25 protein-coding genes are annotated in these 26,312 nt (G+C 62.4%); 14 read left to right on the top strand and 11 right to left on the bottom strand.

From position 1 onward, the window contains the following. The 5 genes from JHX87_RS16535 to JHX87_RS16515 all read left to right on the top strand — a co-directional run bounded on the left by JHX87_RS16535 (window position 1) and on the right by JHX87_RS16515 (window position 5,030). Window positions 1-1,092, top strand: coding sequence for an ABC transporter ATP-binding protein (locus tag JHX87_RS16535; RefSeq protein ID WP_271883715.1), 1,092 nt, complete (start codon window positions 1-3; stop codon window positions 1,090-1,092). After that, window positions 1,092-1,958 (top strand): carbohydrate ABC transporter permease, encoded by an 867-nt coding sequence (locus tag JHX87_RS16530; RefSeq protein WP_271883718.1) that lies wholly within the window; start codon window positions 1,092-1,094, stop codon window positions 1,956-1,958. The genes JHX87_RS16535 and JHX87_RS16530 overlap by 1 nt, the downstream gene beginning before the upstream one ends. Continuing rightward, entirely contained in the window at window positions 1,958-2,779 is an 822-nt protein-coding gene (locus JHX87_RS16525) for a carbohydrate ABC transporter permease (RefSeq protein ID WP_271883720.1), read from the top strand. The genes JHX87_RS16530 and JHX87_RS16525 overlap by 1 nt, the downstream gene beginning before the upstream one ends. 231 nt (window positions 2,780-3,010) lie before the next feature. Then, window positions 3,011-3,274 carry a DUF2160 domain-containing protein gene (locus tag JHX87_RS16520; protein WP_334220878.1) on the top strand — a complete coding sequence of 88 codons (264 nt, stop codon included), beginning with the start codon at window positions 3,011-3,013 and terminating at the stop codon, window positions 3,272-3,274. Window positions 3,275-3,311: 37 nt separating this feature from the next. Continuing rightward, the gene (locus JHX87_RS16515; RefSeq protein WP_271883723.1) at window positions 3,312-5,030 is read left to right on the top strand and encodes an ABC transporter substrate-binding protein; all 1,719 of its coding nucleotides are present in this window, start codon (window positions 3,312-3,314) and stop codon (window positions 5,028-5,030) included. 71 nt (window positions 5,031-5,101) lie between these two features. Here JHX87_RS16515 and JHX87_RS16510 read toward each other — a convergent pair whose 3' ends face one another. The 5 genes from JHX87_RS16510 to cls all read right to left on the bottom strand — a co-directional run bounded on the left by JHX87_RS16510 (window position 5,102) and on the right by cls (window position 10,253). Further along, complete coding sequence (locus tag JHX87_RS16510; protein ID WP_271883725.1) at window positions 5,102-6,331, bottom strand: saccharopine dehydrogenase family protein; 1,230 nt, start codon at window positions 6,329-6,331, stop codon at window positions 5,102-5,104. Between the two features lie 42 nt (window positions 6,332-6,373). Next, window positions 6,374-7,474 (bottom strand): carboxynorspermidine decarboxylase, encoded by a 1,101-nt coding sequence (nspC, locus tag JHX87_RS16505; protein ID WP_271883727.1) that lies wholly within the window; start codon window positions 7,472-7,474, stop codon window positions 6,374-6,376. 111 nt (window positions 7,475-7,585) lie between these two features. Then, window positions 7,586-7,966 (bottom strand): hypothetical protein, encoded by a 381-nt coding sequence (locus tag JHX87_RS16500; protein WP_271883729.1) that lies wholly within the window; start codon window positions 7,964-7,966, stop codon window positions 7,586-7,588. An 11-nt stretch (window positions 7,967-7,977) separates the two neighbouring features. Beyond that, window positions 7,978-8,745 (bottom strand): DUF6478 family protein, encoded by a 768-nt coding sequence (locus JHX87_RS16495; protein ID WP_271883730.1) that lies wholly within the window; start codon window positions 8,743-8,745, stop codon window positions 7,978-7,980. Window positions 8,746-8,825: 80 nt separating this feature from the next. Continuing rightward, window positions 8,826-10,253, bottom strand: coding sequence for a cardiolipin synthase (gene cls, locus JHX87_RS16490; RefSeq protein WP_271883732.1), 1,428 nt, complete (start codon window positions 10,251-10,253; stop codon window positions 8,826-8,828). A gap of 91 nt (window positions 10,254-10,344) precedes the next feature. Here cls and accD point away from each other — a divergent pair, with 91 nt between their 5' ends. Further along, window positions 10,345-11,301 (top strand): acetyl-CoA carboxylase, carboxyltransferase subunit beta, encoded by a 957-nt coding sequence (accD, locus tag JHX87_RS16485; protein WP_271883734.1) that lies wholly within the window; start codon window positions 10,345-10,347, stop codon window positions 11,299-11,301. Between the two features lie 33 nt (window positions 11,302-11,334). Then, a complete protein-coding gene (locus JHX87_RS16480) occupies window positions 11,335-12,606 on the top strand; it encodes a bifunctional folylpolyglutamate synthase/dihydrofolate synthase (RefSeq protein WP_271883735.1) in 1,272 nt (423 codons plus the stop codon). Here the strand turns inward: JHX87_RS16480 and zapE are convergent. Next, on the bottom strand, window positions 12,603-13,715 hold the full coding sequence (zapE, locus tag JHX87_RS16475) for a cell division protein ZapE (protein ID WP_271883736.1): 1,113 nt from the start codon (window positions 13,713-13,715) through the stop codon (window positions 12,603-12,605). The two genes, JHX87_RS16480 and zapE, sit on opposite strands and share 4 nt — an antisense overlap. Window positions 13,716-13,824: 109 nt before the next feature. Here zapE and JHX87_RS16470 point away from each other — a divergent pair, with 109 nt between their 5' ends. Continuing rightward, the gene (locus JHX87_RS16470) at window positions 13,825-14,457 is read left to right on the top strand and encodes a 5'-methylthioadenosine/S-adenosylhomocysteine nucleosidase (RefSeq protein ID WP_271883737.1); all 633 of its coding nucleotides are present in this window, start codon (window positions 13,825-13,827) and stop codon (window positions 14,455-14,457) included. Between the two features lie 71 nt (window positions 14,458-14,528). Next, window positions 14,529-16,358: an ABC transporter transmembrane domain-containing protein gene (locus JHX87_RS16465; RefSeq protein WP_271883738.1), complete on the top strand. Its 1,830-nt coding sequence runs from the start codon at window positions 14,529-14,531 to the stop codon at window positions 16,356-16,358. Between the two features lie 3 nt (window positions 16,359-16,361). Here JHX87_RS16465 and JHX87_RS16460 read toward each other — a convergent pair whose 3' ends face one another. Beyond that, window positions 16,362-16,889 (bottom strand): CAP domain-containing protein, encoded by a 528-nt coding sequence (locus JHX87_RS16460; protein ID WP_272833732.1) that lies wholly within the window; start codon window positions 16,887-16,889, stop codon window positions 16,362-16,364. A gap of 196 nt (window positions 16,890-17,085) precedes the next feature. Here JHX87_RS16460 and lysM point away from each other — a divergent pair, with 196 nt between their 5' ends. From lysM to JHX87_RS16440, 4 genes are all read left to right on the top strand, one after another. Then, complete coding sequence (lysM, locus tag JHX87_RS16455; RefSeq protein WP_271883740.1) at window positions 17,086-17,571, top strand: peptidoglycan-binding protein LysM; 486 nt, start codon at window positions 17,086-17,088, stop codon at window positions 17,569-17,571. A 158-nt stretch (window positions 17,572-17,729) separates the two neighbouring features. After that, on the top strand, window positions 17,730-19,616 hold the full coding sequence (locus JHX87_RS16450; RefSeq protein WP_271883741.1) for an acyl-CoA synthetase: 1,887 nt from the start codon (window positions 17,730-17,732) through the stop codon (window positions 19,614-19,616). A gap of 93 nt (window positions 19,617-19,709) precedes the next feature. Next, window positions 19,710-20,810: a glycosyltransferase family 61 protein gene (locus JHX87_RS16445; RefSeq protein WP_271883742.1), complete on the top strand. Its 1,101-nt coding sequence runs from the start codon at window positions 19,710-19,712 to the stop codon at window positions 20,808-20,810. Window positions 20,811-20,828: 18 nt separating this feature from the next. Continuing rightward, window positions 20,829-21,671 carry a glycosyltransferase gene (locus tag JHX87_RS16440; RefSeq protein WP_271883743.1) on the top strand — a complete coding sequence of 281 codons (843 nt, stop codon included), beginning with the start codon at window positions 20,829-20,831 and terminating at the stop codon, window positions 21,669-21,671. Here the strand turns inward: JHX87_RS16440 and JHX87_RS16435 are convergent, their stop codons facing one another. Further along, on the bottom strand, window positions 21,672-22,313 hold the full coding sequence (locus JHX87_RS16435; RefSeq protein ID WP_271883744.1) for a DsbA family protein: 642 nt from the start codon (window positions 22,311-22,313) through the stop codon (window positions 21,672-21,674). A gap of 82 nt (window positions 22,314-22,395) precedes the next feature. Between JHX87_RS16435 and JHX87_RS16430 the strand changes: the two genes are divergently transcribed. Then, window positions 22,396-22,689 carry an HNH endonuclease family protein gene (locus tag JHX87_RS16430; RefSeq protein ID WP_271883745.1) on the top strand — a complete coding sequence of 98 codons (294 nt, stop codon included), beginning with the start codon at window positions 22,396-22,398 and terminating at the stop codon, window positions 22,687-22,689. An 8-nt stretch (window positions 22,690-22,697) separates the two neighbouring features. Here JHX87_RS16430 and JHX87_RS16425 read toward each other — a convergent pair whose 3' ends face one another. The 3 genes from JHX87_RS16425 to ettA all read right to left on the bottom strand — a co-directional run bounded on the left by JHX87_RS16425 (window position 22,698) and on the right by ettA (window position 26,307). Next, a complete protein-coding gene (locus JHX87_RS16425) occupies window positions 22,698-23,930 on the bottom strand; it encodes a DUF2254 domain-containing protein (RefSeq protein ID WP_271883746.1) in 1,233 nt (410 codons plus the stop codon). Between the two features lie 23 nt (window positions 23,931-23,953). Continuing rightward, entirely contained in the window at window positions 23,954-24,331 is a 378-nt protein-coding gene (locus tag JHX87_RS16420; RefSeq protein WP_271883747.1) for a tetratricopeptide repeat protein, read from the bottom strand. Window positions 24,332-24,651: 320 nt separating this feature from the next. Continuing rightward, window positions 24,652-26,307, bottom strand: coding sequence for an energy-dependent translational throttle protein EttA (gene ettA, locus JHX87_RS16415; protein ID WP_271883748.1), 1,656 nt, complete (start codon window positions 26,305-26,307; stop codon window positions 24,652-24,654). Between the last annotated feature and the right edge of the window lie 5 nt (window positions 26,308-26,312).

The following is a 26,312-nucleotide window of genomic DNA, read 5'->3' as shown; positions in this document are numbered from 1 at the left end:
ATGACCCAAATCACCTTGGAAAACCTGGCGCATTCCTATCTGCCCAACCCGACGCAGGAAGCCGACTGGGCGCTGAAGCCGATGAACATGACCTGGCAGGATGGCGGCGCCTATGCGCTTCTGGGCTCGTCGGGCTGCGGAAAATCGACGCTGCTGAACATCATCTCGGGGCTGCTGGTGCCGTCGCAGGGGCGCATCCTCTTTGGCAATGAGGACGTGACCGGCCTGCCCACGGCCGCGCGCAATATCGCGCAGGTGTTCCAGTTCCCTGTGGTATACGACACCATGTCGGTGCGCGACAATCTGGCCTTTCCGCTGCGCAATCGCGGCATGGCCGAGGCCGAGGTCCTGAACCGCGTCACCGAAGTGGCCCGGATGATCGGCATGACCGAGGCGCTGGACCGCCGCGCCCAGGGCCTGACCGCCGATGCCAAGCAGAAGATCAGCCTGGGCCGGGGCATGGTGCGTCAGGATGTCAACGCGATCCTGTTCGACGAACCGCTGACCGTCATCGACCCGCATATGAAATGGGAACTTCGGACCCAGCTCAAGGATCTGCACCGCCAGTTCGGCCACACGATGATCTATGTCACCCATGACCAGACCGAGGCCCTGACCTTCGCCGATCAGGTCGTGGTGATGTATGACGGCCGCGTGGTGCAGGCGGGCACGCCGCAGGCGCTGTTCGATGCGCCGGAGCATACCTTTGTCGGCTATTTCATCGGCTCGCCAGGTATGAATGTCATCGATGCCGAACTGGATGGCAGCACTGCGCGGGTCGAAGGCGCGCAGATCGCCCTGCCCCACCGCTACGCCCCGCAGCGCGGCAAGACCCAGATCGGCATTCGCCCGGAATTCCTGCGCCTCGGCTCGGGCGATGAGGGCCTGCCCTTCACCATCGCGCGGATCGAGGATGTCGGCCATCACCGCATCGTCCGCGGCCATGTCGGCCAGACAGAGGTGAATGTCGTCGTGCCCGAAGACCAGCCCCTTCCCGCCGACGCAAATCGCGTCATTCCCGATCCGGCGCATCTGCATGTCTATGTCGATGACTGGCGCGTGGACCCCTCTGCTTCCGAAAGGGCCGCCTGATGGAAAAACCCGTCAATAACCGCGCCTGGTTCCTTGTCCTGCCGGTTCTGGTGCTGGTGGCCTTCTCGGCGGTGCTGCCGCTGATGACAGTGGTGAATTACTCGGTCCAGGACACCTTCGGCGGCAACCAGTTCTTCTGGGCCGGGCTGGAATGGTTTCAGGACACCATCGATTCCGACCGCGTGCGCGCCGCGCTTGGGCGCCAGTTGCTGTTTTCCGGCATCATTCTGGCGATCGAGATTCCGCTGGGCATCTTCATCGCCCTGAACATGCCGAAAAAGGGCTTCTGGGCCAGCTTCTGCCTGGTGCTGATGGCCCTGCCACTGCTGATCCCATGGAACGTGGTCGGCACCATCTGGCAGGTCTTCGGCCGCGTCGATATCGGCCTGCTGGGCCATACGCTGAAGGCCATGGGCATCGATTACAACTATGTCAATGACGCGCTGGACGCCTGGATCACCATCATCGTGATGGATGTCTGGCACTGGACCAGCCTTGTCGCGCTGCTCTGCTATGCCGGGCTGCAATCCATCCCGGACGCCTATTATCAGGCCGCCCGGATCGATCAGGCATCCCGCTGGAAGGTCTTTCGCTATATCGAACTGCCCAAGATGCAGGGCGTGCTGCTGATCGCGGTGCTGCTGCGCTTCATGGACAGCTTCATGATCTATACCGAACCCTTCGTCGTGACCGGAGGCGGACCGGGCAATGCCACCACCTTCCTGTCCATCGACCTGGTGAAAATCGCCACCGGCCAGTTCGACCTTGGCCCGGCGGCGGCCTTCAGCCTGATCTACTTCCTGGTGATCCTGCTGATCTCCTTCGTCTTCTACACCGTCATGACCAAAGATCAGGGGGCGCCGTAATGGCTGCAGTCGCCGAATCCAAAGGCCGCGGATCCGCCATCGTCATGGCGCTGTACCTGCTGTTCCTGATGCTGCCGATCTACTGGCTGCTGACCATGTCGCTGAAAACCAATACCGAGATCCTCGGCGCCTTCAGCCTCTGGCCCCGCAACCCGACGCTGGAGAATTACCGCACGATCCTGACCGATCCCAGCTGGTATATGGGCTATGTGAACAGCCTGATCTATGTGGTGATGAATACCGCAATCTCGATCACCGTCGCCCTGCCCGCCGCCTATGCCTTTTCACGCTACCGCTTTCTGGGCGACAAACACCTGTTCTTCTGGCTGCTCACCAACCGCATGGCCCCGGCAGCGGTCTTTGCCCTGCCCTTCTTCCAGCTCTATTCCTCGATCGGGCTCTTCGACACCCACCTTGCCGTGGCCCTGGCCCATTGCCTCTTCAACGTGCCGCTGGCGGTCTGGATCCTCGAAGGCTTCATGTCCGGCGTCCCGCGAGAGATCGACGAAACCGCCTATATCGACGGCTATTCCTTCCCGCGCTTCTTCGTGAAGATCTTCATGCCGCTCATCGCCAGCGGAATCGGCGTCGCCGCCTTCTTCTGCTTCATGTTCTCCTGGGTCGAACTGCTCCTCTCGCGCACCCTCACCTCGGTCAATGCCAAGCCCATCGCCGCCACCATGACCCGCACGGTCAGCGCCTCGGGCCTCGACTGGGGCGTGCTGGCGGCGGCGGGCATCCTGACCATTATCCCGGGCGCGCTCGTGATCTGGTTCGTGCGCAACTACATCGCCAAGGGCTTTGCCCTGGGACGTGTGTGATGACCACAAAAAGCGCCTTTCTTCTTTGCACAAATATCCCGGGGGTCCGGGGGCAGCGCCCCCGGCCATCGCGGGACGCAGTCACGGGACACGCCCATGCATAGATCCGTCAATACCGGCTTCGCAGTTCTCGGCCTTCTCTGGCTCGGCTTCATCTTCTGGCTCACCACCCGGGTTCCCGCGCGGGATGGCGTCAGGGACTGGACCGGCAGCCTCAATCCCGGCGGCTGGATGGCCTGGACCTTTCCGACGGCGCTGTTCTTCACCATCATCGCGGGCCTTCTGATCCTGTTCACCTGGCTCGCCATCCGCTTTCCCGAAACGCCGCGCAAGGGCGTGCTGGGGATCATGACCACGCGCGGCGACCGGCTCTTCATCAGCCTGCTCGGCTCGGCCTTCATCTGCCTGATCTGGCTTGGGGTGATGGGCATGCCGGTCTGGGGCGGGCTGGCCGTCGCGCTGATCTACGCCGCAGCGGTCTTCCGCTGGGTGTAACAACCGCCGGACCACACCGGCAAACTGGGAGGAAGACATGAAGCTTCACTTGACGACGACCGCCATGGCGCTTGCGCTGATGGCGACCGCCGCGCAGGCCGATATGGATGCGGCAAAGAAATTCCTCGATGAGGAAATCGGCGAACTCTCGACCCTCGACCGCGCCGCGCAAGAGGCCGAGATGCAATGGTTCATCGACGCGGCCCAGCCCTTTGCCGGGATGGAAATCAATGTCGTGTCGGAAACCATCACCACGCATGAATATGAATCCAAGGTGCTGGCCCCGGCCTTTTCGGCCATCACCGGCATCAAGCTGACCCATGACCTGATCGGCGAAGGCGATGTGGTCGAAAAGCTGCAAACGCAGATGCAGTCGGGCGAGAATGTCTATGACGCCTATGTCAATGACAGCGACCTGATCGGCACACATTGGCGCTATCAGCAGGCGCGCAATCTGACCGACTGGATGGCGGGTGCCGGGGCCGATGTCACCAATCCCGATCTGGATCTGGACGATTTCATCGGCATCAGCTTCACCACCGCGCCCGATGGCAATCTTTACCAACTGCCCGACCAGCAATTCGCGAACCTTTACTGGTTCCGCTATGACTGGTTCAACGACCCCGAGATCCAGGCCGCCTTCAAGGAAAAATACGGCTATGATCTGGGCGTGCCGGTCAACTGGTCGGCCTATCAGGACATTGCCGAATTCTTTACCGGCCGCGAGATCGACGGCAAGACGGTCTATGGCCATATGGATTACGGCAAGAAGGATCCCAGCCTTGGCTGGCGCTTCACCGATGCCTGGCTGTCCATGGCCGGGAATGGCGACAAGGGGATCCCGAACGGCAAGCCGGTCGATGAATGGGGCATCCGCGTCGATGAAAACGACCGGCCCGTGGGCAGCTGCGTGGCGCGTGGCGGCGATACCAACGGCCCGGCCTCGGTCTATGCAATCCAGAAATATCTGGACTGGATGGAGGCCTATGCACCGCCCGCTGCGCAGGGCATGACCTTCAGCGAAAGCGGCCCGGTCCCGGCGCAGGGCGAGATCGCCCAGCAGATGTTCTGGTACACCGCCTTCACCGCCGACATGGTCAAGGACGGCTTGCCCGTCGTGAACGAGGATGGCACGCCGAAATGGCGCATGGCCCCCTCGCCGCACGGCGCCTATTGGCAGGAAGGCATGAAGCTGGGCTATCAGGATGCCGGCTCCTGGACCTTGCTGAAATCCACGCCGGATGACCGCGCCAAGGCCGCCTGGCTTTATGCGCAATTCGTGACTTCGAAAACGGTCGATGTGAAGAAATCCCATGTCGGCCTGACCTTCATTCGGGAGTCCACGATCCAGGATGACAGCTTTACCGAGCGTGCGCCGAAACTGGGCGGGCTGATCGAATTCTATCGCAGCCCCGCCCGGCTGAACTGGTCGCCCACCGGCACCAATGTGCCCGACTATCCGAAGCTGGCGCAGCTGTGGTGGCAGGCCATCGGCGATGCCAGCTCGGGCGCCAAGACCGCGCAAGAGGCGATGGACAGCCTCTGCGCCGAGCAGGAAAAGGTGATGGAGCGTCTGGAGCGTGCGGGCATTCAGGGCGATATCGGCCCGAAAATGGCCGAAGAGCATGATCTGGCCTGGTGGAACAATTTCGCCACCGAAAACGGCACCATCGCGCCGCAACTGCCCTTGGAAAACGAAAAGCCGCAGCCGGAAACCATCAGCTATGACGAGCTGGTGAAAAGCTGGCAGGAATGATGTTCCAGACCATGCATTGAAAGGGGCGGCCCTCTGGCCGCCCCTTTTTCGTTTCAGCGATGTTCAGCAGGTCAGATCGGATGATCGCCGGTGGCGTCGATGACCCGCGTGGGCAGGCCCATCTCTCCCAGAAGCTCAAGGAAGGGGCGCGCAGGCAGATCCTCGACATTGGCCATTTTCTTCACATCCCAGATGCCGCGCGCGATCAGGACCGCGGCTGCGACCGGCGGCACGCCCGCAGTATAGCTGATGCCCTGGCTGCCGACCTCGTTGAAGGCATCCTTGTGATCGGCGACGTTATAGATGAAGACCTCGCCCTCTTTGCCATCCGGGCCCCTGCCCTTGACCAGATCGCCGATGCAGGTCTTGCCGGTATAGTTGGGCGCAAGACTGGCCGGGTCGGGCAGCACGGCCTTGACCACTTTCAGCGGCACGACCTCTTGCCCCTCGGCGGTCTTGACCGGCTGTTCCGACAACAGGCCCAAATTCTGCAGCACCGTGAAGACATTGATGTAGTGATCGCCAAAGCCCATCCAGAAGCGGACATCCGAATCCTTGTAGCGGGCCGACAGGCTGTGCACCTCGTCATGGCCCGAAAGATAGGCCTTCTGCTTGCCGACCACGGGCAGATCCCACTCGCGGCCGATCTCGAACATCTTGTTCTCGGTCCATTTGCCGCCCTGCCAGGCATAGACGGTGCCGGTGAATTCGCGGAAATTGATCTCGGGGTCGAAATTTGTCGCGAAATAGCGCCCGTGCGATCCGGCATTGATATCGACGATATCGATGCTGTCGATCTTGTCGAAATACTCATCCTCGGCAAAACGGGCATAGGCGTTGACGACGCCCGGATCGAAGCCCGCGCCCAGAATGGCGGTGATGCCCGCCTTGGCAACATCGTCGCGCCGCTTCCATTCGTAATTGGCGTACCAGGGCGGCGTTTCGCAGATCTTGGCCGGATCTTCGTGGATCGCGGTATCGATATAGGCGGCGCCCGCACGGATACAGCCTTCCAGCACCGTCATGTTGATAAAGGCGGTGCCCACATTGATGACGATCTTCACGTCCAGCTTTTCGATCAGCGCCGCCACGGCTGCCGAATCCATCGCGTCCAGCGCATGGCTGGCAAAGGGCATCTTGTGGCCCTTGTCCCGCAGCGATGTCACGATCGCATCGGCCTTGGACTTGGTTCGGTTCGCAATATGCAGATCGCCGAATTCGGCGGCCTGTTGCGCGACCTTATGTGCGACAACTTGCGCGACGCCACCCGCGCCGATGATGAGGACGTTCTTCTTGGCCAATTCCCACTCCTTTATCTTTGTCAGGGGCGAAGGTTGGATGCCTTAGGACAGGCTGCTTTTGTAATCGTCGTAAGAGAATTCGCGAACGGAACGGATCGTTCCATCTTCTTCCCGAATTGCGATGGACGGCATCGCGACGCCATTGAACCAGTTCTTCTTGACCATTGTGTAACCGGCGGCATCCGCAATGCTGATCCGGTCACCGATCTGCAAGGGCCGGGCAAAGCGCCCTTCGCCAAAAATATCGCCCGCCAGACAGGTCTTGCCGGCGATCTGGTACTCATGCGCGCCATCCTGCGGCAACTTGGCGGTTTCGCGATAGATCAGCAGATCCAGCATATGCGCCTCGATGCTGCTGTCGACGATGGCGACATCCTTGCCGTTATTGATGATATCAAGGACCGACACCTCAAGCGAGGTGGTCTGGGTAATGCTGGCCTCGCCCGGTTCCAGATAGGCCTGCACCCCGAAACGGTCCTGAAATGCCTTCAACCGGTCGGCCAGCCGGTCCAGCGGATAGCCCTCGCCGGTGAAATGGATGCCACCGCCCAGGCTGACCCAGTCCAGCCGCTGCAGGATATCGCCGAATTCGGTCTCGATCCGCGTCAACTGGTGATCGAACAGGTCGAAATCGCCGTTTTCGCAATTGTAATGGATCATCACGCCGCTGATGCGGTCCATCGCCGCCTCCAGACGCGAGATGTCCCATTCCCCCAGCCGAGAGAACGGGCGCGCCGGATCCGCCAGATCGAAGCCGCTGGTCGAAAAGCGCGGGTTCAGCCGCAGCCCGATATTGATGCCGCTGGCCTTGTCGCCGAAACGGTCAAGCTGCGACAGGCTGTTGAAGATGATCTTGTCGGCATAGGAAATCGCTTCGTCGATCTCGTGATCGGCCCAGGCGACGGAATAGGCATGGGTTTCCTTGCCGAATTCCTCATGCCCCAGGCGCAGTTCGAACAATGAGGACGAGGTCGTCCCGTCCATATAGTCGCGCATGAAATCAAATACCGACCAGGTCGCGAAGCATTTCAGCGCCAGCAGCGCCTTGGCGCCCGAGCGTTCGCGCAGATAGGCGACCTTTTCCATATTGCGGCGCAGACTGGCCTTGTCGATCAGGTAAAAGGGCGTTTGCACTTCGCTCATATCGCGTCCCCAGCTGGGCCATACCGGCCGCAAAACAGAAAGCCCTGATATAGCGATAACCCCCGTCAGTCGCAAGGAACCGCCGACGGTTTCGAATGGATGCGGCTGGCGCTAAACTGTGGCGGCGAAATGGCGAAATTCGCGTTTCAGCAATTCAAGCTCATCGCGCAGCGTGGCGATTTCAGCCTGCAGATCATCGGCCAGCGGCGACCCCGCGATCAGCGACAGACGCGCCAGATGCATCGCCGCGGGCGAAGGCGGATCGCCTGCGGCGCCGTCATCCGCGATCAGCGCCAGCGAATGCACCCCGTCCGAGATCAGCGCGGCGGGCAGTTGGATCTGCACCCGCCATTGTCCCTTGCCCTCGGGCGTCAGGTCGCCCTGTGCCACCACCTGCCCGCGCAGCACCGCGCAGATGCGGGCCGGAGCGGTCTTTGCGCCAAGCTGGCCCGACCAGACCCCGCCCTGAACACCGTGATCGACATATTTCATGGTCTTCTCCGTCAGATTTCGGCGCGGGGATGGCGTGACAGGGCAAGGTCGTGGATGGTCACCGCATTCATGGCCGGAGCCTCGAAGATCAGGTCCACCCAGGCCTTGTCGATGGCCCGGCTGGTGATATCGGCATAGGCCAGATCGAATTCGGCAAAGCGTTCCGCGCCCGGACCGTCGATCGGATCGCCCAATTGCCGCAGGATCGTTGCCGTGTTCGGCCCCTGCACCAGATTGATCCGGGCATAGGCGGTCAGCGCACGCTCGGCCGCAAGGATACCGTCCAGCCGCAGCACATGACGGCTTCCCAGATCGGCGCGCGCCTCATCGGGCAGATCCATCGACAGCGACAGGTAATCGCCGCCGAAGCCCAGCATTTCCAGACGCAGCGCATAGGGTGGATCCTTCGGGTGGCGCTGATTGCGGATCTGGCGCAGGATCAGCGCATGGCGGGGGCAATCGTGCCACAGCGTCAGCTCATAGCCGAAAGGCTGTCCCGAACCGGGCGCGACCAGCGCCGATGCCTCGCAGGCCCGCGACAGCGACAGCGGACGCCACCACCAATCCGTCCCGGCCCGCGCCTGCGGCAGCGCCTGCCCCGCCCCGTTCTGGCGCAGCGCATCGGCCTGTTGCAGAAAGCGGGTCAGATCGGCATGCAGAAGCCGCGCCTCTTCATAAAGATCGGCCGGGGGCGGCCTGCGCCTGCGGGCGACACGATCAGCCGCAGCAGCCCATTGCCCCGAGGCGTTGAGACGCAGTTTCTGCCATAGCCATCTCATGCCCTGATCGGATCGCCCTCAAGTTGAATAACGCTTCTACCGGGATAGCTGGCCGCTGCCGCGCGAACAAGCGCCATCGGTCACAGGACCGGCGATGCCAGCGCCAGAAGGTTGTTGCGCAGGCGTCGCAGCAGGCTCCAATTCCGCACCTCGGACAAGGTAATTTCGTGCGAACGGGCGATATAGCTGGCCTGCCGGGCATTCAGATCATCGGCAATGCCGGGATCCAGAATGCACATATTGACCTCGTAATTCAGCTCGAAGCTGCGGCGGTCCAGATTGGCGCTGCCGATCATCGCCATGCGGCCGTCGACGGTCATGATCTTGGCATGCAAAAGCCCCGGCCCGTACAGCATCAGCCGCACCCCTGCCGCCAGAAGCCCGTAGTAGAAGCCTTCGCTTGTCGCGCCCACCACCAGGGAATCGTTGCGCGCGGGCAGGATCATCGTGATCTGCACGCCGCGTCGTGCGGCGGCGCGGATCGCCGAATCCAAAGCGACATCAGGCACGTAATAGGGGGTGGTGATGATCACGCTTTCCTCGGCCGTGGCCAGCATGGTGATCAGGCAATCCGATATGCTGCCTGCACGCCTGTCCGGGCCGGTGGCAATGACCTGTGCGACTTCGCCCGGATCGCCTGCCGGCGGGACCAGCTGCAGCATGTCGCCCAGATCCTTGCCGGTATAGCTCATCCAGTCGCCCAGAAAGACCGCCTGCAATTGCCGGACCACCGGACCCTCGACCGTGAAAAAGACGTCGATCCAGGGCGCAAAACGCGGCTTCACCGCGAAGGCCATGTCCGAACAGTTGCGGCTGCCGGTAAAGGCGATGCGGTTATCCACAACCAGGATTTTCCGGTGATTGCGCAGGTCCAGACGGCGGAACAGCGCGCTGACAAAGGGCAGGCCCCAGGGAAAGGCGGTCACGCATTCCGCGCCCGCCTTCTGCATCTGCTGCCACAGATCGGACCGCACAAGTCCACGCGATCCAAGCGCATCGACGATCACGCGACATTCCACCCCGCGACCAGCGGCGCGGCTGATCGCATCGGCGACCTTCTGGCCGCTATGGTCGGGCAGCCAGATATAGAACAGGATATGGACGTGATCCCTCGCGCTGTCGATGGCATCGACCATGTGATCGATCGCGCCGTCCGTTTCCTCCAGCAAGGTGATGCGATTGCCCGACAGCGCCGCCATGCCGCCCACCGCCGCATTTGCGGCCACCACGGTGCGCGCATATTGCGGCGGGCGTGCCACCAGATGCGGGCTGGCCGTGCGCAGCCCGGTCAGGTGATCGCGCACATCGGCCATGCGCTGCACCTCGGCATGGTTCATGCGAACCTCTCCGAACAGCACATAGGCCAGGATACCGAAAACGGGAATCGCCTCGATCACCATGATCCAGGCCAGCCGGGTCGACGGGTCCAGCCGCGGACGGATCAGCACCCGCGCGATCAGCGCCCAGACCAGCGCCGTATGCAAAAGAACAAAAGCCGAGGCCCACATGGCGCGCAATATCTGCGCACACCCCGGCAATTGCAATTCCCTCTCATGCGGCCTATTTCCAAGGCTGCAACAAGCCCGAGGTCGCCCGCGAATGAACTGGATCACCAACTACGTCCGCCCGCGCATCAACTCACTTTTCTCGCGCCGTGAAGTGCCCGAGAATCTGTGGTCGAAATGTCCTGAATGCGGAACGATGCTGTTTCATCGCGAGCTTGCGGAAAATCTGAACGTCTGCACCAATTGCGATCACCACATGCAGATCTCGCCGCGCGAACGCTTTGCCGCGCTGTTCGATGGCGGTGCCTTTGTCGAGGTGAAGGTGCCGGAACCCATCGCCGATCCGCTGCAATTCCGTGATCAGAAGAAATATCCCGAACGGATGAAGGCCGCGCAGAAATCGACCGGCGAGAAAGAGGCGATGCTGGTGGCCGAAGGCGATATCGGCCGCACGCCCATTATTGCCGCCGCGCAGGATTTCAGCTTCATGGCCGGCTCGATGGGCATGTATGTGGGCAACGCGATCATCGCCGCCGCCGAACGTGCCGTCAAAACCAACCGCCCGCTGGTGCTGTTTTCAGCCGCCGGCGGCGCGCGGATGCAGGAAGGAATCCTGTCGCTGATGCAGATGCCGCGCACCACCGTCGCGGTCGAGATGCTGCGCGAGGCCGGATTGCCCTATATCGTCGTGCTGACCCATCCGACCACCGGCGGCGTGACCGCCAGCTATGCGATGCTGGGCGATATCCAGATTTCCGAACCCAATGCGCTGATCTGCTTTGCCGGGCCGCGCGTGATCGAACAGACCATCCGCGAAAAGCTGCCCGAGGGCTTTCAGCGCGCCGAATACCTGCTGGAACATGGCATGCTGGACCGGGTCACGCATCGCAAGGATCTGCGCGACGAACTGATCTCGGTCCTGCGGATGCTGGGCAATCTGCCCGCGCCGACCAAAGGCGATCTGCCCGCCCCCACGCCCGAGGAACTGGCCGCAGCCGCCGTTCCCGCCGAACCTGCCAAGGCAGAAGCCCCCGCCAAGACGGGCGGCTGATCCGGCCCCATCAACCTGCCGGGTGTCTCCGAGATGACTGATTCCGACGCGATCCTTGACCGGCTGATGTCGCTGCATCCCAAGGTCATCGACCTGACCCTGGACCGGATGCACCGGCTTCTGGCTGCGTTGGGCCATCCCGAACGCGCCATTCCGCCGGTCATTCACATCGCGGGCACGAATGGCAAGGGCTCGACCCAGGCGATGATCCGCGCCGGGCTGGAAGCCGGGGGACAGCGTGTCCACGCCTATACCTCGCCGCATCTGGCGCGCTTTCACGAACGCATCCGGCTGGCCGGGGATCTGATCCCCGAGGCCGATCTGGCCGCCACGCTGGAGGAATGCGAGGCCGTGAACGACGGCCAGCCGATCACCTTCTTCGAAATCACCACGGCGGCGGCCTTTCTGGCTTTCTCTCGTGTGCCGGCCGACTATACCTTGCTTGAGGTCGGGCTGGGCGGCAGGCTGGATGCGACGAATGTGATCGACAGGCCGCGACTGACGGTGATCACCCCGGTCAGCATCGACCACACGCAATATCTGGGCGATACGCTGGAACAGATCGCCGCCGAAAAGGCAGGCATCATCAAGCGCGAAACCCCCGTCATCATCGCCCCGCAACAGGAAGAGGCGCTGCGGGTCATCGAAAACCGCGCTTCGGGCCTGTCGGCAGCGATCCACGCCTATGGCCAGCAATGGATGGCCGCACCGGATCGCGACGGCATGATCTATCAGGACGATATCGGGGTCTGGGATCTGCCGCTGCCCAATCTGATCGGCGCGCATCAGATCCAGAACGCGGGCACCGCGCTGGCCGCCCTGCGGCAGTTGGGGGCGACCGATCTTCAGGCGACCGCCGCCGTGACACAGGCCGAATGGCCCGCCCGGATGCAGCGTCTGACCCATGGGCCGCTGGTCGATCTGGCGGGCGCGCAGGCCGAATTATGGCTGGATGGCGGCCATAACCCGGCCGGGGGCGAGGCCTTGGCGGCGACCCTGGCCGCCCTGCCCCGGCGTCCGACCCATCTGATCTGCGGCATGCTGAACACCAAGGACGTCACCGGCTATATGCGCCCGCTGGCGCCGCATGCGGCCAGCCTGACCGCGATCAGCATCCCGGGGGAACAGAACACGCTGTCGGCCGCGGAAACCCGTGATTTCGTCACGGCGGCCGGGCTGTCCGCGCGCACCGCCGAGTCCCCGGCGCAGGCGATCGGGCAGATCGTCGACACGGATCCGCATGCCCGCATCCTGATCTGCGGCTCGCTGTATCTGGCGGGGCGTATCCTGCGCGAGAACGGTTAGGCGCGATCCGCGCCCCAGCTTGCATCCTGCATCTCGCGCAGGCGGCTGGCCGTGCGTTCGAATTCGAAACTGCCTTCGCCTTCATTGTAAAGCTGCTCGGGCTGATCTGCCGCGCTGGCGATCAACCGCACCTTGGCCTCGTAAAGCGCATCGATCAGCGTGACGAAGCGCTTGGCCTCGTTGTAATAGGACGAGGATAGCCGCGGGATTTCGTCGATCAGCAGAACATCGACCCGCTGCGCCAGCGCCAGATAATCTGCAGGCCCCAAAGGCTGGCCGCACAGATCCCAGAAACTGCCCCGCGCCGCATCATTGGTGGCGGCAGGCAGTTCATAGCTGCGATTGCCGACATTGATGACGCAGGGGCCGACCTCTGCGCCCTTGGTCAATTCGGCCCAGATCGCATCCATTTCCGACCGCGCCTCGGCATTTGCCGGGCTGAACCAGACCTGCCCGCCCGCCACGCGGCCCTGACGGTGATCGGTCTGGCTGGCCAGTTCCACGACCTCCATCCGCTCGCGGATCAATTCGATGAAGGGCAGGAAAAGCTGGCGGTTCAACCCGTTCTTGTACAGATCCTCGGGCACCCGGTTCGAGGTCGTGACCACCACCACGCCCTGATCGAACAGCACCTGAAACAGCCGCCCGACGATCATCGCATCGGCAATATCGGTGATCTGCATTTCGTCGAAACACAGCAGCCGGACCTTGCGGGCGACCTCCATCGCGACGGGCTTGACGGTGTCCTGCTCTCCGCGCTGGCGGGCAGCGTTCAGCCCCGCCTGAATTTCCTGCATGAATTCGTGGAAATGCACGCGCCGGGATGGCACGGGCGACGCCTCGGCCATCAGATCCATCAGCATCGACTTGCCGCGCCCGACGCCGCCCCACAGATACAGCCCCTTGACCTGCGCCTGACCGGCAACCTCTTCCCGGCTGCCGAAAAACGACCGCCAGCGCGACTTCGGACGGGCCTCGGTGCCAGAGGGGGCCGAGGACAGCTCCGCCAGCACCCTGTCCATATAGGGCAGAATCCCGGTTTGCGCCGGATCCGGGGTCAGTTTCCCGTCGGCCACGCGCTGCTGATACAGATCGCTGATCTTGCCCATGATCCCGCAATTGGCATGTTGCCGGATCGCGGACAAGGGCCAATCGGGCGACTTGACCGGCGCGCCCGGCCTGTGTCACGCCTTGGGCCCAAACCGGAAAGGATCGCCGATGACACATCACATGCCGGATCAGATCGCGGGGGTGCCGGTCCTGTTCGTCATGGCCGTGGATGCCGAATATGGCGATCACCTGAGGCGGCGGATCACCCCCCTGTTCACCGGCATCGGCCCGGTCGAGGGCGGCGTGAAGCTGACCATGGCGCTGGCGCGGATGCATGTCCCGCCCCGGCTGATCGTCTCGCTTGGCTCGGCCGGATCGGCCAGCCTGATGCAGGGAGAGGTCTATCAGGTCACCGCCGTCGGCTATCGCGACATGGACGCCTCGCCCCTGGGCTTCGAAAAGGGACAGACCCCGCTGCTGGATCTGCCGGTGCGTGTCCGCCTGCCCCTGCGCATCCCGAATATCCCGGATGCGACCCTTTCGACCGGGGCGAATATCGTCAGCGGCGCGACCTATGACGAGATTGCCGAGGATATGGTCGATATGGAAACCTTCGCCCATCTGCGCGCCGCGCAGCAATTCGGCATCCCGCTGATCGGCCTGCGCGGCATTTCCGACGGGGCCGAGGAATTGCGTGGCCTGTCGGATTGGACGCAATACCTGCACCTTGTCGACGAAAGGCTGGCGGCGGCTGTGGACGCTTTGTCGCAGGCCATTTCCGATCGCGATATAGAGCTTTAATCGCTGCGGCGCTTGTCCTTGGGAGGCCCCCGGCCTAAACGGTCAGGGGTTTTTCTACAGAACAAGGCATCATGGCACGCAGCAATCCCCCACTGGAAGATCGCCCCACCAGCAAGCGGGTCGGCGCCCTGCGCGCGCTGCTGCCCTTTGTCATGCCCTATCGCGGGCAGGTGCTGATCGCCATCGTGGCGCTGGTGCTGACCTCGGCGATCAGCCTGGTCCTGCCGCTGGCGGTGCGCCGTGTCGTCGATAATTTCGACGATGGCGCGGGCCTGCTGAACGAATATTTCACCGCGGCGCTGGTCATCGTCGGCCTGCTGGCGCTTGGCACGGCGGCCCGCTATTTCTTCGTGACCCGGCTGGGCGAGCGTGTCGTGGCCGATATCCGCAAGGCCGTCTTTGCCCGCGTCGTCACCCTGAGCCCCGCCTTTTTCGAGCGGGTGATGACCGGAGAGATCCTGTCGCGCATCACCACCGATACGACGCTGATCCAATCGGTGATCGGTTCGTCCCTGTCCATCGCGCTGCGCAACATGCTGATCCTTGCGGGCGGGCTTTTGATGCTGGCGCTGACCTCGGTCAAGCTGATGGGGCTGGTTCTGCTGATCGTACCGACGATCCTGGTGCCGATCATCGTGCTGGGGCGCAGACTGCGCCGCCTGTCGCGCGCCAATCAGGACTGGATCGCGACCTCTTCCGGCGCGGCGTCCGAGACGCTGCTGGCCGCGCAGACCGTGCAGGCCTACACGCACGAGGCCCGCAGCATCGCGCAATTCGATGCCGCCACGGAAAAATCCTTCGATGTCGCGCTGCACCGGATCCGCACCCGCGCCCTGATGACGGCCATCGTGATCTTCCTGATCTTCGCGGGGGTGATCGGCGTGCTGTGGATCGGCGCCCGCGACGTCCGCATGGGCGTGATGACGGCGGGTGAGCTGGTGCAATTCGTCATCTATGCCATTCTGGTCGCCACCTCATCCGGCGCCCTGTCCGAGATCTGGGGAGAGTTGCAGCGCGCCGCAGGTGCGACCGAACGGCTGGGCGAATTGCTGGCCGCGCGGGATGATCTGACTGATCCGGCACAGCCCGTCGCACTGCCGCGCCCGGTCAGGGGGCATATCGCGCTGGACTCTGTCAGCTTTCGCTATCCCTCGCGTCCCGATATCTCGGCACTGGAGGATATCAGCCTGACCATCGCGCCGGGCGAAACGGTTGCGCTGGTCGGCCCCTCGGGCGCGGGCAAGACCACGATCATTCAACTGGTGCAGCGTTTCTGGGATCCGGCATCGGGCAGCGTCGCGCTGGACGGGATCGACCTGCGCGACATGCGTCGCGACGATTTCCGGCAGGCGATGGCGCTGGTCCCGCAGGATCCGGTGATCTTTGCAGCCACTGCCGCCGAAAATATCCGGCTTGGCCGCCCCGATGCCAGCGATGCCGATGTCCGGGCCGCAGCGCAGGCCGCACATGCCGCCGATTTCATCGAGGCGCTGCCGCAGGGCTATGACACCGCGCTTGGCGAGCGTGGAGTGATGTTGTCGGGCGGCCAGCGCCAGCGCATCGCTATCGCGCGTGCCATCCTGCGCGACGCGCCGGTGCTGCTGCTGGACGAGGCGACAAGCGCGCTGGACGCGGAATCCGAGGCGCTGGTGCAGGAGGCCGTCGCCAAGCTGTCGCAGAACCGGACCACGATTGTCATCGCCCATCGCCTTGCCACGGTGAAGAAGGCAGACCGGATCATCGTGCTGGAACATGGCCGCATCGTGGCCGAGGGCACGCATGAGACACTGGTCGCGCAGGGCAGCCTTTACGCCCGTCTGGCACGCATGCAATTCACCGATCAGACGCCCGAGCAGCCTGCGCAATCTGACCAGCCCGGCTCGGCCCGGGCCGCAGGCTAGCTCTTATTTCGGCGCCGCATAAACGGCCGTCCAGAAGCGCGTCCGCCCATCCGAGCCGATGGCCCGCCCGATGCCATATTCGCTGACCTGCGGGATCATGATATTGTCGCGATGCCCTGACGAGATGTTCCACTCTCTCAGCACGCGGGGCTGGCTGAACGGACCCGCGGCGATATTCTCGGCCGTAACCATTGGTCGGTAACCCGCCCTCTTCACCCGCTCGCCCGGACCAGAGGTCCGCGTCCCCAGATGGGTCATCCGGCCCCGTTTTGCCATGTCGCAGGCATGGGCGGCGGCAACCTTGGCCAGCAAGGTATTGGCCCGTACCGGCGGCAGGCCCGCCCGGCTGCGCATCGCATTCGTCGCCCTGGCGCCGTGACGGTTCTCGGCGGTGCTGGTCTTGAGGCAGGTCGCATCGCCGGGCGCGATGGCCTGAACCGCATAGGGATCGCGGACGGGGCTTTTGGTCGAGGTATAAGAGGTCGTCTTGGCGCAAGCGGTCAGCAGCACCAGACACCCCATGAAAAGCATGGGTATCTTCAACGTCATATTGTCGAGCTTTCGATAAGGTGTTTTGCCTTCCCGGAAGCCCATCCGGGATAAGACCTTTTATACCGTCAGAGGTTGACGAACCAATAACGGTAGCGGTTTTATGCCACAGGAACCCTTGCCCAAGCCACGCGTTGGGCGGGAGAAATACCTAAAACTTTCCGAAAGGACGGGCAGCATGGCCATCTGGGACTTCGTAAAAGACGCGGGCAAGTCGATTTTCGGCAAGGCCGAAGCGGCTACGCCGAAAACCGCCGAGACCCCCGAAAAGCCGGGTCAGGACGCCGAAACGACCCGCAAGGTCGAGGCGCTGAAGGCGGAATTGCGCGCATTGAATCTGGACAGCAGCGATGTCCACCTGACGCTGCGCGGCGATACCGTCAAAGTCGAATCGCGCGGCGCTGATCGCGAGACGCTTGAAAAGCTGGTGCTTGCGGTCGGCAATATCGAAGGCATCGCCAAGGTCGAGGCCGATCTGCCGGAAGAAGCCGGTGCCAAGGATCCGGTCTTCCACACCGTCGAAAAGGGCGAAACCCTGTCGGCCATTGCCAAGAAATATCTGGGCGATGCCAATAAATATCACGCCATTTTCGAGGCAAACCGCCCGATGCTCAGCGATCCCGACAAGATCTATCCCGGCCAGAAGCTGCGCATTCCGCAGTAACCTGCCGCAACGTCACCGGAAAATAGCGCGGCGTCAGACAGAACTGACGCCGCGTTTTACGTTCCGAATTCGCCAAAATGCTTGCCGGACTTCCCCTGACTGGCCCATGCTGTGCAGCGGAGCGGGACAGAAAATATCGTCCCGGAAGGGGAGGACGAATGAGCAGCCGCTTTGCAACCTATGACGACCGGAACGCGGTCGAGGAAGAAATGCCCTATGAGGCGCGCGATCTTCCAAAGACCCTCTATGGGTTCCTGTCACGCACGGCCGAGCGCTTTCCGAACCGGCCTGCGATCAGCTTTCAATTGCTGGCAGGGCCGAATGATCACGCCACGACGCTCAGCTGGCAGGAGTTCCACGAGCGCGTCACCGAAACCGCCAACCTGTTCCGCAGCCTTGGCGTCGGTCCGAATGACACCGTCGCCTATCTGTTGCCGAACAGCATCGAAACCCCGGTCGTTCTGGTGGCAGGCGCCACGGCCGGGATCGTCAATCCGATCAACCCGCTGCTGGACGCGACCCAGATCGCGGGCATCCTGCGTGAGACAGGGGCAAAGGTTCTGGTCACGCTGAAGGCCTTCCCGAAAACCGATGTGGCCGAAAAGGCGGCCGAGGCCGTGGCTGAAGCGCCGAATGTCACCCATATCGTGCAGATCGACCTGAACCGGCACCTGACGGGGCTGAAGAAATTCATCGTGCCGCTGATCCGCCCGAAGGTGAAGGCCCGCCACCACGCCAAGGTGCTGGATTTCGAACCCGCGACCAGCAGCCAGAAACATACCCGCCTTGATTTCGAGGATGTGCAGGAAGATCGCGTCGCCGCCTATTTCCACACCGGCGGCACCACCGGCACGCCCAAGGTCGCCCAGCACAAATATTCGGGGATGATCTATAACGGCTGGCTGGGCGGCTCGTTGCTGTTTGACGAAAACGACGTGCTGATGTGCCCGCTGCCGATGTTCCACGTCTTTGCGGCCTATCCGATCCTGATGTCCTGCATCGCCTCGGGGGCGCATGTGGTGATGCCGACGCCTGCGGGCTATCGCGGCGACGGCGTTTTCGACAATTTCTGGAAGCTGCTGGAACGCTGGCAATGCAGCTTCCTGATCACGGTTCCCACGGCCATCTCTGCGCTGATGCAGCGGCCGGTGGATGCCGATGTCTCATCGCTGCGCACGGCGATTTCCGGCTCGGCCCCGCTGCCGATCGAGCTTTACAACCGCTTCAAGGCGGCCACGGGGGTGGAGATCGCCGAAGGATATGGCCTGACCGAGGCGACCTGTCTGGTCAGCTGTAACCCGGTTGACGGGATGAAGAAGGTAGGCTCGGTCGGCATCCCCCTGCCCTATACCCATATCCGCATCCTGAACCACGACGATGCGGGCAATGTGCATGAATGCGCCACCGATGTGGTCGGAGAGATCTGCATTTCGAACCCCGGCGTCTTTCCCGGCTCGACCTATACCGAGGCCGACAAGAACCACCGCCTTTTCACCGAAGAGCGGTATCTGCGCACGGGCGATCTGGGCCGACTGGATGCGGATGGCTATCTGTGGATCACCGGCCGCGCCAAGGATCTGATCATCCGCGGCGGTCACAATATCGACCCGGCCGAGATCGAGGACGGGTTGCTCAGCCATCCCGCCGTGGCCTTCGCCGGCGCCATCGGCCAGCCCGACGCCTTCGCGGGCGAATTGCCCAGCTGCTATGTCGAACTGGTCGCCGGCGCAGATGTCACCACCGAAGAGCTGATGGAGCATGCGCGCCAGAACATCCACGAACGCGCCGCAGTGCCGAAACATCTGGAAATCGTGGCAGAGCTTCCGAAAACCGCAATCGGCAAGATCTTCAAGCCCGAGCTGCGCAAGATGGCCATCACCCGCGTCTACAATGCGGCGTTGGAAGGCACGGGCGCCCATGTGATCGAGGTTGTCGATGACAAGAAGCGCGGCCTGGTCGCCAGGCTGTCGCGCGAAAACTGCCCCGATGAAGAGGCCGTCAAGGCCCGGCTGGGAGAGTTCACTCGCCCCTGGGAATGGGTCTGACCCAGGAAATACCTTTCGAAGTTGCATGAACTTGGGTAAGAGGGTGCGCAAGATGATGCGCACCCTCTGCCTGATCACGACCAAGGAAATTCTATGAGCGAACCCCTACCCGATGAGGGCTGGTCCCGCGAAATCGTCACCATCAAGAATGCGATAATCTGCCCCGTGACACAGGCGGTCCAGCGGCCGGCAATGGGCGTCTATAGCGAAGAGGGCGGCGATTGCCTGCATGCGTCTTTGTGGCGGGGCGGCACGCGTATGACGCTGGGCGGCAGCCCGGACGTAAAACCCGTCATGCGTCTGCCGGGTCGCCATATGTGGGGCGGGTTGTTCTACGGCCATTTCGGCCACTTCATTGTCGAGACGATGTCGCGCTGCTGGGCCTTCAAACGCGAAAAATATGACAGCATCATCTTTGTCCCCAAACATGCCGGCCTGAACAGATTCAAGGTCGCCTATCGTCAGGATTACTGGGATCTTCTTGGGCTTGACGCCGAAGTCACCCTGGCGCCCGAGCCGATCGAGGTCGAAGAACTGATCGTTCCCGGCCAGGGCTTCGGTCTGGGCAAGATTGCCAAGGGCACCCCCGAGTATCAGCAAACGATGCACGAGTTGACCGATCGGATCGAGACGGATCCACCGCGTAAAATCTACATCTCGCGCGCCAAATTCTCTGGCCGCGGCGGCGTGATTGCGGAACAGGCCATCGAAGAAAACATGGTTCGCAACGGCTATACCCCGCTCTACCCCGAAAAAATCCCCTTGGTCGATCAGCTGCGCTATTACAAGTCGGCCACGCATATCGTGGGCATCGACAGTTCGGCCTTCCATATTGCGGGAATGACCGCGGACCCCTCGAAGAAATTCGCCTTCATCCTGCGTCGCGAAAATAACGCCCATGAGTGGATTGCCCTGCAGCTTGAGGGCATGACCGGGCGACAGCCGGTCGTCATCAATGCCCTGACCGCGCATTGGATGGACAAGGAACATCGGCACACGAACCACCATAGCTGGGGCGAGTTGGACCACGAGCTTCTGGCGCAGCAACTGGCCGAAAACGGCTTTATCGACAGCGCTGCGGGCTGGATCGCGCCGACCGAGGATGCCGTTCAGGCCAGTATCGATTATGCCATTGATCGTGATCGCGGGAATGGTCTGGAACGCCGCCTTTCCAAGCGGGTGCAAGCCCTTTAACGCGCAGGATATCCCGACATGAACGACCGTGACGTACGCATATTGGGCGTTTGCCGTTTCTCGATGCTGGGGCGGGGCGACTGGAAAGCCTATAAGAACCAACCCGATGAGGCGCTTGAGGGGATCTATGCCGAAAAGGCGATCGAGCTGTTCGACCCGGCCCGGATCGAGGCGCGGCTGCAGACCTTTCAGCACCTGACGCTGCGGTCGCTGGCCAATCAATCGGATGCGGATTTTCAGCTTCTGGTCGTTTCATCGGACCGGATGCCGCTGGAATATCAGGACAAGCTGCGCGAGATCTGTCGCGGCGTCGATCAGGTGGTTCTGCGCTTCCTGCCGCCGATCCACATCTCGGACGCGATCAAGCAGGTCGCGGAAGAGATCGACCTGGACCTGAAGGACACGATGCAGTTCCGGCTGGATGACGATGATTGCGTGGCCAAGGATTACGTCCGCCGCCTGCGCAGGCACGCCGTCTGCATGTGGCGCAATGCGCATTTTGCCGTCAGCTTCCCCTCGATCTTCTACTGCGTCACCGATGGCCCGACCGAGGGGATCTATAACTGGTTCAGCCCGTTTTTCAGCGCCGGTGCCTGCGTGCGCCATTCATCGCGCACGATCTTTGATTTCGGGCATTACGCAATCCCGCAGCGGCTGGTCGCCGTCACCGATCCGCATTTCCCCAATATCGTCACGCATCGCGGGGATAATGACACGCCGCGACACCCGCCCGAAATTCTGCGCAAGCGTGGCATGTCCAAAGCCTCGAAAAAGGATGTCGCCCGCGCGGTGGAACGGCATTTCGACTATCTGACGCCCGAGGGGCTGGATCTGTGCAGTTTCAACAAGATGCTGGACTGATCAGGCCTTGCTGACGCCCAGGGCCTCGCGCCCGCGGGCGATCAGTTCGCGCAGGTCGTCAAGGCTCAGCTCTCCGAAGGCGGCCTCATCTCCGCAGATGAAGGTCGGCGTGCCGATCAGCCCCATATGCTGCGCCAGATCGGCGCTGTTCCTGATATGAGTTTCGACGTTCTCGGACTGCATATCCTTGCGCAGCTTTGCCTCATCCAGATCGACCTGACGGGCGACCCGCATGACGCTGCCCTCCTCGGCACGGTCGCGCATGGCCATCAGCGCGGCGTGAAACTGCCAGTATTTCCGCTGCTGCAGCGAGGCCAGAGACGCCCGCGCGGCGAAATCCGATCCCGGGCCAAAGACCGGCCATTCGCGATAGGTCACGCGCAGTTGCGGGTCGCTGGAAATCAGCTGCTGGATCGTGCCGACCATCTTTTTGCAGAAGGGGCAATTATAGTCGAAGAATTCCGTCAGCGTGATATTGCCCTGCGGATTGCCCAGTACGGGCGAGGTCGGATCGCGTTCCAGTGCCTGCCGCAACTCCTCGGGCATGGGGTTCGCACGCTGGGCGCTTTGCGCGAATGTCGGCAGGGCCGGAACGACCCCAAGGGCGGCACCGCTGGCAAGAACAAAGCGACGGGTCGGCATGGCGGTTCCTTTCGGCTACACTGGTCACGGATGAAGCCCAGCCTTACCGCGTCCCGGACGCGGGGGTAAACCGACAGACAGGATGCCGAACCTCACTTTCCCGTCAGACCCGATCTGCCCGCTTTGCGACCGCCCGATCCCGCCGGGCGTGCCGCAAAGCCGGCATCATCTGATCCCCAAGCTGCGCGGCGGCAAGGGCGGGCCGGTGGTGCTGATCCATCAGGCCTGCCATTCGATGATCCACAAGACCATCACCGAAACCGAGCTTGCGCGCCATTACAACACGGTCGAGGCGCTGCGCGGCCATCCCGAACTGGCAAAGTTCTTCCGATGGGTCGCAAAGCGCCCGCCCGGCTGGAAGGGCAAGATACGCTGAGGGCCGCCTCAGGCATTGCGCAGCGTCTCCTGCTCCCATTCCTGATCCAGCGCGTCAGAGGCGCGCTTGCGGGCGCGGGCAGCCTCGATACGCGCTGCGGCAGGATCGCCGAAGGTTTCAAGCGAGGACAGCGAATCCTGCACCGTTTCCTGCACCTCGATCAGCCCCGCCCCATCGCGCGCAATCGCCGCAAAGAAGGTTCTGTAAAGCGCATGCACGTCGATCGGGGGCGTGTGGACACGGTCGAAATAGTTGGAATTTTCCTTGTCCGGCGTGCCGTGGAAGACGCGCAGAACCCGGGTGCCGGCACGCAGAACCTCGATCGCGGTGCCCGGATCGTTGATCCCCGGCGACAGCGCCTTGCTGGCCACCTCTCCCAGAACGATCATGCCGTAGAACAGATCCTGATCGAAGGCGCGGGACTCGCCCAGGCTGAATGCCTCACGCAGAAGCTTCTGGCTCTTTTCGCTTGCGGGCCTGCTCAGACGCAAGAGCGCCTCGCCTTCATGGACATATTTGCCGGGCATGCGAAGGACTTCGACATGCAGATCCTCGGCCGAGGCCACGGTCTGCAGCCTGTTCATATCGACGAATTTGACATAGCCCGATTTCTGGACCTTCAGCATGACCGTTGTTTCGGTTTCCTCCAGCGGGCGCGGCACGCAGCCCAGCGAGGGACGGTCGCGATACAGCCGCGCCGCAGGCAGCGAGGCCCGCTCGATCCGGTCGATGATATCGCTCATCCGGCCGAAATCATTCAGATGGTTCACCCAGCGCAACAATGCCGAGGCGATCACCGCGATATCCACCAGCGTGGCGACGAACAGCAATACCCGGCCCTGATCGCTGTAAAGCTCTGCCGCCAGGCAGACGATGCCGACGATCGCGAACATGAAAGAGCCCATGAAGACCGACACCGCCGTCTGCGCGGTCTTGTCCCCTTCCAGCAGGCGGACGGCGCGGGGCGTGGCATTGGAAGTGGCTGAGCCATAGGCGCCGACCAGGATCGACATCGAGAATGTCGTCACCGCCAGCATGCTTGAGGCGATGATGTTCAACAGCGAATCCACGGCACCCGAGGCCAGATCCATCTCGGGCGTGAAGGGCAGATAGGGCCCGACGAATGGCGCGACAACCGCCAGCACGATCCCGGCTAGGCTGTACAGCACGACCCGCACCCACATCTTCCCCAGCACCTCGCGCAGGCGCAGGATCCAACCCGATTGCAGCCAGTCCTTCATTTCAACTCCTCATCTGGCCTGGCTCAGCAGGCGGTAACGTCGCCAAGATCACAGGCGCGATCCAACAGTTCATCAACACTCGGCAGACCTTTCTGGGGCACGTCGCCCTGCGCCACCATCAGCCCCAGATTGCGACAGCCCGCGGCGCTGCCGCCGTCGCAGCCGCGCCGGTAATAACTGGCCGCCTTTTCCGGGCTCTGCGAAACTGCGGTGCCGGTAAAATGCAGGTAGCCCAGATTGGTACAGGCCCGCGCATAGTCCCGGTCGCAGCCTTGCTGAACCAATGTCACGGCACGCTGCAGATCGCCGTCCGGATTGAGACCCGCGATAATCAGCATGCCCTCATCACTGCAGGAAATCACGTTGCCATGGGCGCAGCCCGTTTCCGAAAAGACCTGCAACAGCGCGTTATCCCCCGCAGCTTGCGCGGACCGGGCGCCGCGAAGGCAGGCCTCCTGATCGCCCGTCTGGCAGGCCGAAAGATCGGCCGCCGCGCTGTTTGCCCCCGTCCCGGCCCATGCCGCGACACCAGAGATCACAGAAAAAGAAAACACATACGCAAGCGCGCGAAGGACAGGATGCACCGGATAAAGCCTTATTCAGATGGCGTAAAAGATTTGCGCGCCGAGATTATCACGGCATAACCGGCAAGCGAACAAGCAAAATCCCCCATCAGGGACTGATGAGGGATCCCGGTCACATGTCTGCGCCGCGTGACAGGCTAGCGGGTGAATTTCTTGTACTTGACCCGCTTCGGCTCGATGCTGTCCGGTCCCAGACGGCGGACCTTGTCTTCCTCGTAAGCCTCGAAATTGCCCTCGAACCATTCGACATGGGCATCGCCTTCGAAGGCCAGGATATGCGTGCACAGACGGTCAAGGAAGAAACGGTCGTGGCTGATGATCACCGCGCAGCCCGCGAAATCCTCCAGCGCGGCTTCCAGCGCCTGCAGGGTTTCCACGTCCAAATCGTTGGTCGGTTCGTCCAGCAGCAGCACGTTGCCGCCCGATTTCAGCAGCTTGGCCATGTGCACGCGGTTGCGCTCACCGCCTGACAACTGGCCGACCTTCTTCTGCTGATCGCCACCCTTGAAGTTGAAGGCGCTGCAATAGGCGCGGCTGTTCATCGTCGCATCGCCCAGTTCGATCTGTTCGGCCCCGCCGCTGATCTCTTCCCAGACGGTCTTGTTCGGGTCCAGCGCATCACGCGACTGATCGACATAGGACAGATTGACCGTATCGCCATAGGTGATGGCACCGTCATCGGGCTGTTCCTGCCCGGTCAGCATCCGGAAGAGGGTCGATTTACCGGCCCCGTTCGGACCGATCACGCCGACGATCCCCCCCGGAGGCAGGTTGAATTCCAGACCCTCGATCAGAAGCTTGTCGCCCATGGCCTTTTTCAGCCCGTCCACCTCGATCACCTTATTGCCCAGACGTTCGCCATTGGGGATGATGATCTGCGCGCGCGACAGCTTTTCACGCTCGGACTGGCTGGCCATTTCGTTATAGGCGTTGATCCGGGCCTTCTGCTTGGCCTGACGGGCCTTGGCACCGGCGCGGATCCATTCCAGTTCGCGTTCCAGCGTCTTTTGCTTCGACCTGTCCTCGCGGGCCTCTTGTTCCAGCCGCTTGGCCTTCTGTTCCAACCAGGCGGAATAGTTTCCTTCGTATGGGATACCCCGGCCGCGATCCAGTTCCAGGATCCAGCTGGTGATGTCATCCAGGAAATAGCGGTCATGGGTAACTATCAGGATGGTGCCGGGATATTCGATCAGGTGCTTTTGCAGCCAGGCGATGGTTTCCGCATCGAGGTGGTTGGTCGGTTCGTCCAGCAGCAGCATGTCGGGCTGTTCCAGAAGCAGCTTGCACAGCGCGACCCGGCGGCGTTCCCCGCCCGACAGGGTCGAGACATCGGTATCGTCGGGCGGACAGCGCAGGGCCTCCATCGCGACGTCGATCTGGCTGTCCAGATCCCACAGGTTTTCGGCGTCGATTTCGTCCTGCAGCTTGGCCATTTCCTCGGCGGTTTCGTCCGAGTAGTTCATCGCCAGCTCGTTATAGCGGTCCAGCTTGGCCTTCTTGGCCGCGACGCCCAGCATGACGTTGTCACGCACATTCAGCGACTCGTCCAGTTGCGGCTCTTGCGGCAGATAGCCGACAGTCGCTCCCTTCGCGGCCCAGGCCTCGCCCGAGAAATCCTTGTCCAGACCGGCCATCACCTTCAGCAGCGTCGATTTACCGGCGCCGTTGACGCCGACCACGCCGATCTTCACGCCGGGAAGGAAGTTCAGGCGGATGTTCTCGAACACCTTCTTGCCGCCGGGATAGGTCTTGGACACGCCGTCCATGTGATAAACGAACTGATAGGCCGCCATCGGAA

It is taken from the genome of Paracoccus fistulariae (assembly GCF_028553785.1).
Taxonomy (GTDB): Bacteria; Pseudomonadota; Alphaproteobacteria; order Rhodobacterales; family Rhodobacteraceae; genus Paracoccus; species Paracoccus fistulariae.
The sequence above is the reverse complement of the archived record's forward strand: the minus strand, read 5'-3'. Positions and strand labels throughout refer to the sequence as shown.

What these genes read in the sequence shown, in the direction of transcription:
- JHX87_RS16535 (WP_271883715.1), top strand. Translation starts at nt 1, where the DNA reads ATGACCCAAATCACCTTGGAAAACCTGGCGCATTCCTATCTGCCCAAC.
- JHX87_RS16530 (WP_271883718.1), top strand. Translation starts at nt 1,092, where the DNA reads ATGGAAAAACCCGTCAATAACCGCGCCTGGTTCCTTGTCCTGCCGGTT.
- JHX87_RS16525 (WP_271883720.1), top strand. Translation starts at nt 1,958, where the DNA reads ATGGCTGCAGTCGCCGAATCCAAAGGCCGCGGATCCGCCATCGTCATG.
- JHX87_RS16520 (WP_334220878.1), top strand. Translation starts at nt 3,011, where the DNA reads ATGGCCTGGACCTTTCCGACGGCGCTGTTCTTCACCATCATCGCGGGC.
- JHX87_RS16515 (WP_271883723.1), top strand. Translation starts at nt 3,312, where the DNA reads ATGAAGCTTCACTTGACGACGACCGCCATGGCGCTTGCGCTGATGGCG.
- nspC (WP_271883727.1), bottom strand. Translation starts at nt 7,474, where the DNA reads ATGAGCGAAGTGCAAACGCCCTTTTACCTGATCGACAAGGCCAGTCTG.
- JHX87_RS16500 (WP_271883729.1), bottom strand. Translation starts at nt 7,966, where the DNA reads ATGAAATATGTCGATCACGGTGTTCAGGGCGGGGTCTGGTCGGGCCAG.
- JHX87_RS16495 (WP_271883730.1), bottom strand. Translation starts at nt 8,745, where the DNA reads ATGAGATGGCTATGGCAGAAACTGCGTCTCAACGCCTCGGGGCAATGG.
- cls (WP_271883732.1), bottom strand. Translation starts at nt 10,253, where the DNA reads ATGTGGGCCTCGGCTTTTGTTCTTTTGCATACGGCGCTGGTCTGGGCG.
- accD (WP_271883734.1), top strand. Translation starts at nt 10,345, where the DNA reads ATGAACTGGATCACCAACTACGTCCGCCCGCGCATCAACTCACTTTTC.
- JHX87_RS16480 (WP_271883735.1), top strand. Translation starts at nt 11,335, where the DNA reads ATGACTGATTCCGACGCGATCCTTGACCGGCTGATGTCGCTGCATCCC.
- zapE (WP_271883736.1), bottom strand. Translation starts at nt 13,715, where the DNA reads ATGGGCAAGATCAGCGATCTGTATCAGCAGCGCGTGGCCGACGGGAAA.
- JHX87_RS16470 (WP_271883737.1), top strand. Translation starts at nt 13,825, where the DNA reads ATGACACATCACATGCCGGATCAGATCGCGGGGGTGCCGGTCCTGTTC.
- JHX87_RS16465 (WP_271883738.1), top strand. Translation starts at nt 14,529, where the DNA reads ATGGCACGCAGCAATCCCCCACTGGAAGATCGCCCCACCAGCAAGCGG.
- JHX87_RS16460 (WP_272833732.1), bottom strand. Translation starts at nt 16,889, where the DNA reads ATGCTTTTCATGGGGTGTCTGGTGCTGCTGACCGCTTGCGCCAAGACG.
- lysM (WP_271883740.1), top strand. Translation starts at nt 17,086, where the DNA reads ATGGCCATCTGGGACTTCGTAAAAGACGCGGGCAAGTCGATTTTCGGC.
- JHX87_RS16450 (WP_271883741.1), top strand. Translation starts at nt 17,730, where the DNA reads ATGAGCAGCCGCTTTGCAACCTATGACGACCGGAACGCGGTCGAGGAA.
- JHX87_RS16445 (WP_271883742.1), top strand. Translation starts at nt 19,710, where the DNA reads ATGAGCGAACCCCTACCCGATGAGGGCTGGTCCCGCGAAATCGTCACC.
- JHX87_RS16440 (WP_271883743.1), top strand. Translation starts at nt 20,829, where the DNA reads ATGAACGACCGTGACGTACGCATATTGGGCGTTTGCCGTTTCTCGATG.
- JHX87_RS16435 (WP_271883744.1), bottom strand. Translation starts at nt 22,313, where the DNA reads ATGCCGACCCGTCGCTTTGTTCTTGCCAGCGGTGCCGCCCTTGGGGTC.
- JHX87_RS16430 (WP_271883745.1), top strand. Translation starts at nt 22,396, where the DNA reads ATGCCGAACCTCACTTTCCCGTCAGACCCGATCTGCCCGCTTTGCGAC.
- JHX87_RS16425 (WP_271883746.1), bottom strand. Translation starts at nt 23,930, where the DNA reads ATGAAGGACTGGCTGCAATCGGGTTGGATCCTGCGCCTGCGCGAGGTG.
- ettA (WP_271883748.1), bottom strand. Translation starts at nt 26,307, where the DNA reads ATGGCGGCCTATCAGTTCGTTTATCACATGGACGGCGTGTCCAAGACC.